This is a genomic window from Halobiforma nitratireducens JCM 10879, assembly GCF_000337895.1.
Classification (GTDB): domain Archaea; phylum Halobacteriota; class Halobacteria; order Halobacteriales; family Natrialbaceae; genus Natronobacterium; species Natronobacterium nitratireducens.
Genome location: NZ_AOMA01000151.1, coordinates 1 through 3,886 on the forward strand (window position 1 = coordinate 1; position 3,886 = coordinate 3,886).

5 protein-coding genes are annotated in these 3,886 nt (G+C 54.5%); all 5 read left to right on the forward strand.

Translation table 11 applies throughout. From position 1 onward, the window contains the following. The first annotated feature begins 102 nt into the window (after positions 1–102). The 5 genes from C446_RS14635 (at position 103) to C446_RS18880 (ending at position 3,818) form a co-directional block, all read left to right on the forward strand. Positions 103–804 carry a hypothetical protein gene (locus C446_RS14635; RefSeq protein ID WP_006673904.1) on the forward strand — a complete coding sequence of 234 codons (702 nt, stop codon included), beginning with the start codon at positions 103–105 and terminating at the stop codon, positions 802–804. Further along, the gene (locus tag C446_RS14640) at positions 801–1,241 is read left to right on the forward strand and encodes a hypothetical protein (protein WP_006673905.1); all 441 of its coding nucleotides are present in this window, start codon (positions 801–803) and stop codon (positions 1,239–1,241) included. Before C446_RS14635 ends, C446_RS14640 begins: the two co-directional genes overlap by 4 nt. Positions 1,242–1,316: 75 nt before the next feature. Then, a complete protein-coding gene (locus C446_RS14645) occupies positions 1,317–2,729 on the forward strand; it encodes a DNA-methyltransferase (protein ID WP_239639519.1) in 1,413 nt (470 codons plus the stop codon). After that, the gene (locus C446_RS14650; protein WP_006673907.1) at positions 2,729–3,331 is read left to right on the forward strand and encodes a hypothetical protein; all 603 of its coding nucleotides are present in this window, start codon (positions 2,729–2,731) and stop codon (positions 3,329–3,331) included. Before C446_RS14645 ends, C446_RS14650 begins: the two co-directional genes overlap by 1 nt. Continuing rightward, positions 3,324–3,818, forward strand: coding sequence for a cytidine deaminase (locus tag C446_RS18880; protein WP_152419452.1), 495 nt, complete (start codon positions 3,324–3,326; stop codon positions 3,816–3,818). The genes C446_RS14650 and C446_RS18880 overlap by 8 nt, the downstream gene beginning before the upstream one ends. The last annotated feature ends 68 nt before the right edge of the window (positions 3,819–3,886 follow it).

Consider the following 3,886-nt stretch of genomic DNA (forward strand, 5'->3'; position numbering starts at 1 on the left):
TCGAGACAACGATGATCGTGACGTCGATGACCTTATGCAAGAGATCGACCACCTTTTCGTTCACTCAACAGCCGACGCTAACGTTCAAAGCTGAGAGCTGAGTTGGAGAGCAAGACCATCCCGGACGACGTGGATGTTTCTGACCTCGAGAAACAACGCAAGCGCATCGACGGTCGCGTAAAGGACATGCGTGAAGACCTCGGTCAGCTCCGAGGCAAGATCGAGCAGCAAAAAGAGGTCGTAGAGGAGCGCAAGGACGACTGGCAGCGGGAGGTTGAACGGGAGAAGAAACACGAGACGATCCTTCGAAAGATCTCGTTCGTCGAGAACGCACGCGATAAGGTCGAGAGCATTGAGAAGGAGATTCTGGAGCAGGTTCGAACGGAAACCGAAGACTCGCTTCAGACGTTCTTCAACGACCTCATTTGGAAGGACGAACCGTACGATATCGAACTGACTGACGACTATGAGGTGCACGTGTACGGCCCGAGCGGAGAGAAGAACCTCGGGTCTCTATCCGCAGGAGAACGCCAGGTGTTGGCGCTGTCGTTCATGAGTGCGCTCGCGCAAATTAGCGGGTTCAGCGCACCGATCCTTATCGATACACCGTTGGGTCGTATCTCTAGCAAACCAAAGAAGCGTATCGCACAGAATGTGCCGAACTACCTCGAGGATACGCAGGTGACGTTCCTGATGACCGACGAGGAGTACACCGACGAAGTGCGCGCGTTCCTGAAGGACAAGGTCGCGAACGAGTACCACCTGGACTACGCTGACGAAGTGACGGAGGTGCCATCTGCATGAGCGAACAACAGAGCGAGAAGTACGAAGAAACCGAACCACGTCGTGACGTTCACATTGAGAAGGAACGACGGAGTCTGTACGAAGATCTCCGCACCAAGGAAACCTCCCCGTTCTACGAGGTGGATCTACACGACTTGTTCACGTTCGCGATGAGTTATGGTCGACGCAAAGCAGGCCGAGTCGAACTGGAGGGTGAAGAACACGCGCTGTTCGGTCGATCCTCGCTCAGAGAGGAGCAGGAGGGCGTTATTGAGGCTGTGGCCGTCCGCGAAGAACGGTCTCTTGACGTTCTGCAAGACAAACGGTTCGTGTACGAGATCGCTGAAGAGTTCGCGAACGGTGGCATCGAGAAGCTGCATGGCCGAGTGTTTGGGCCTGAGGATGACGCGTTGAGCGAATTGACGATAGAAGTCGCGGAGGAATATGACTCGAAATAGACAGTACTCGGAGAAACCAACGGCAACAGAGCAAATACAGAATGTTCACAAGGGTGGAATGAGCCCGATTAGACAATGAGTAAGGATGGATCTGAATCACCGGGGGCTCAACTGACTATGGATCGGCTTGATCCAGGCGTTCGAGAAGTAATCTCGATCATCAGTGAATACCTTGACGAAACCGACAACCTCTCGAACCTCGATGACTTCGCCGACGGGAACTCGCCTTCGGCAGATACGCCCACACCATCTGTTTACAATCACCTTTCGGCAAACCCGGAACTCGCCAAGAAACTTCACGGGGAACTCAAGGATCAGCTCAAACATCACGGTGAAGTACACGTAGAAGACGTTCGAGAGCAACAAGGCCCAATCCCCGAGCCGAACGGAGAACTCCGCGCAGACATCGAGGAAGCAAACGCGACCCAAATCATCCCAAAAGATGCTGACGAGGACGCTGAAACGGAAGACAGCACGCGAATCGACCTCCCGGAGAACTCCGTTGATCTGATCGTCACGTCACCACCATACTGGAAGAAACGTGATTACGGGATAGACGACCAGTTAGGCCAAGAATCAGAGCCTGACGAATACATCGACAATCTGGTTGCCGCACTCGAACAGTGGCGACCCTTCCTTCGCCCCACAGGCTCGATATTCCTCAACATTGGTGACACGTACCATAACAAGAGCCGTGTCGGCCTCCCAGGACGCTTCGTGCGTGCCGCGCAAGAAGCTGGGTGGACAATCCGGAACGACACTATCTGGGCCAAAGACAACGGGATGCCGTCGTCAGTGAAGGATCGGCTAGTCCCCCGGCACGAGCACATCATCCACCTCGTCTGGAACGACGACTACTACTATGATCTCCACGGGTACGCGGACGTCTACGGTAACGGATCGAACCCTGGAGACGTCTGGCGGATGAATCACGACCTCAACTCCGGCGGGCATCTCGCACCGTTCTCCGACGAACTAGTGCAGCGCGCAATCACACTCGCGTGCCCACCAGCAGTTTGCACCAAGTGCGGAGAACCCAGAACTCGAGACCGGAAACGTGGCCTCACGAACCTCGATACTAGTCGTTCACAAGCGAAACGTGCTCTCGAGATTTACGAAGAGTCCGACCTGACAGAAGACCACCTGCGAGCAATCCAGGCAGTCGGTATCTCTGACGCTGGCAAAGCAAAACAGTTCCAGGAGGGCGCTGGTGAAAACTCCAAAGAGGTTCAGGAACTCGCCGACGAAGCGAAAGAAGTGCTCGGCGGGTACTTCCGTGAATTCACGTTCCCGCAGTGGACAACCGCAGGTTGGACTCACTGCGACTGTGAGGAACCCGACTATGAACCCGGTGTTGTGTTCGATCCATTCGCTGGCTCAGGAACCACCATCAGGGCCGCTAATGAACTGCGCTACCACGCATGGGGAACCGACCTTGACACCTCCAACTTCGAAAAGAACCAGTCCTTAGCACGGTATTCCGAATAATGCCAGAGTACGTCCTGAAACCCAGCGTTGTCAAAGACTGCTTCTGGCGGCTAGTCGAGGCACCAATACACCGGTTGTTCTCGGGATACCTCTGCCTTCAACAGCAAACTGGGATCGAAGGGCAGACGAACGAACTCTCGTTCCCCTACAACGCCTTCTTCGACACGTATTTCGAGGTTCAAGATGGCGACAAACCATATCTCGTGCCGTTCACTCAGGCGAAGAACCCCTCGGATTCGACGCTCTGGAACAACAAGAACGTGTCCGGCACCTATGCTCCATCGTCAATCCGAATGAGTTCGCCACTGATGCAGGTGGCTACGCTCGAGAAAGACGGGTACCACTCGGAATGGGGTCTGAACGAGGATCACTGGAAACTTGCTCGGTTACATCTCTGTGACGGCGAGCAAATCCCGATCGAATCACTTGCTGCCTACCTCTTCCGGGATTTCTCGTTCGAGACCGACGAACCGTCAGCGTACACGCTTGTGTCGGCTTTCGCAGAAGAGTTCCACTACGACATCGGAGGTAGTGCATTTGCGCATCTGTACGAGACAGGCGACTCGAACATCACAGCGGAGTCCTTCGAACAGTATGACTAACCAGAAACAAACGAAACTGGGTGCACAGAACTCGATCCTGTCTGCTACAAGAGTCCGTCGAATATCCCCTGAGCAGCTCGGGATCAGCGCTCCGGGCCAGCAATCCGACCAGATTGATGACTCTGATCAGGGTGAAGAGTTGCGTTCTGCGGCGGTTGACGTTGCTGATGAGGAAGGGATTGGCGCTGCGGTTCTGACGAGTGATGATACCCTGCATACGGGTATTCCAGTAGAAGGAGAGGGATGGGGGACTCATGCTGTTGAGCTCGCTATCTCGAAAGCAGTCTCTGATGGTGCTGAAGAAATCACCGGCGTTGCGGTCTATTCTGACGATGGAAAGTCTGGGTTGTGTGGGCGGTGTGTTCAAGCGATAGCAGATTACCGAGAGCGAGATTTGACGGTGCAGCTGATTGACGGTGAGGGTGACGTGCGTGGACTCGAGTTCGACGAACTGTACCCTGCACCTTGGCCATCTGTTCTAGTTTAGTGGCGGAGTGAAGCAGCATCTCAGCGGAAACTGTACCTAATTGGGAAGCTATTGGCTCAGGAGACTGG

What these genes read in the sequence shown, in the direction of transcription:
- C446_RS14640 (WP_006673905.1), top strand. Translation starts at nt 801, where the DNA reads ATGAGCGAACAACAGAGCGAGAAGTACGAAGAAACCGAACCACGTCGT.
- C446_RS14645 (WP_239639519.1), top strand. Translation starts at nt 1,317, where the DNA reads ATGAGTAAGGATGGATCTGAATCACCGGGGGCTCAACTGACTATGGAT.
- C446_RS14650 (WP_006673907.1), top strand. Translation starts at nt 2,729, where the DNA reads ATGCCAGAGTACGTCCTGAAACCCAGCGTTGTCAAAGACTGCTTCTGG.
- C446_RS18880 (WP_152419452.1), top strand. Translation starts at nt 3,324, where the DNA reads ATGACTAACCAGAAACAAACGAAACTGGGTGCACAGAACTCGATCCTG.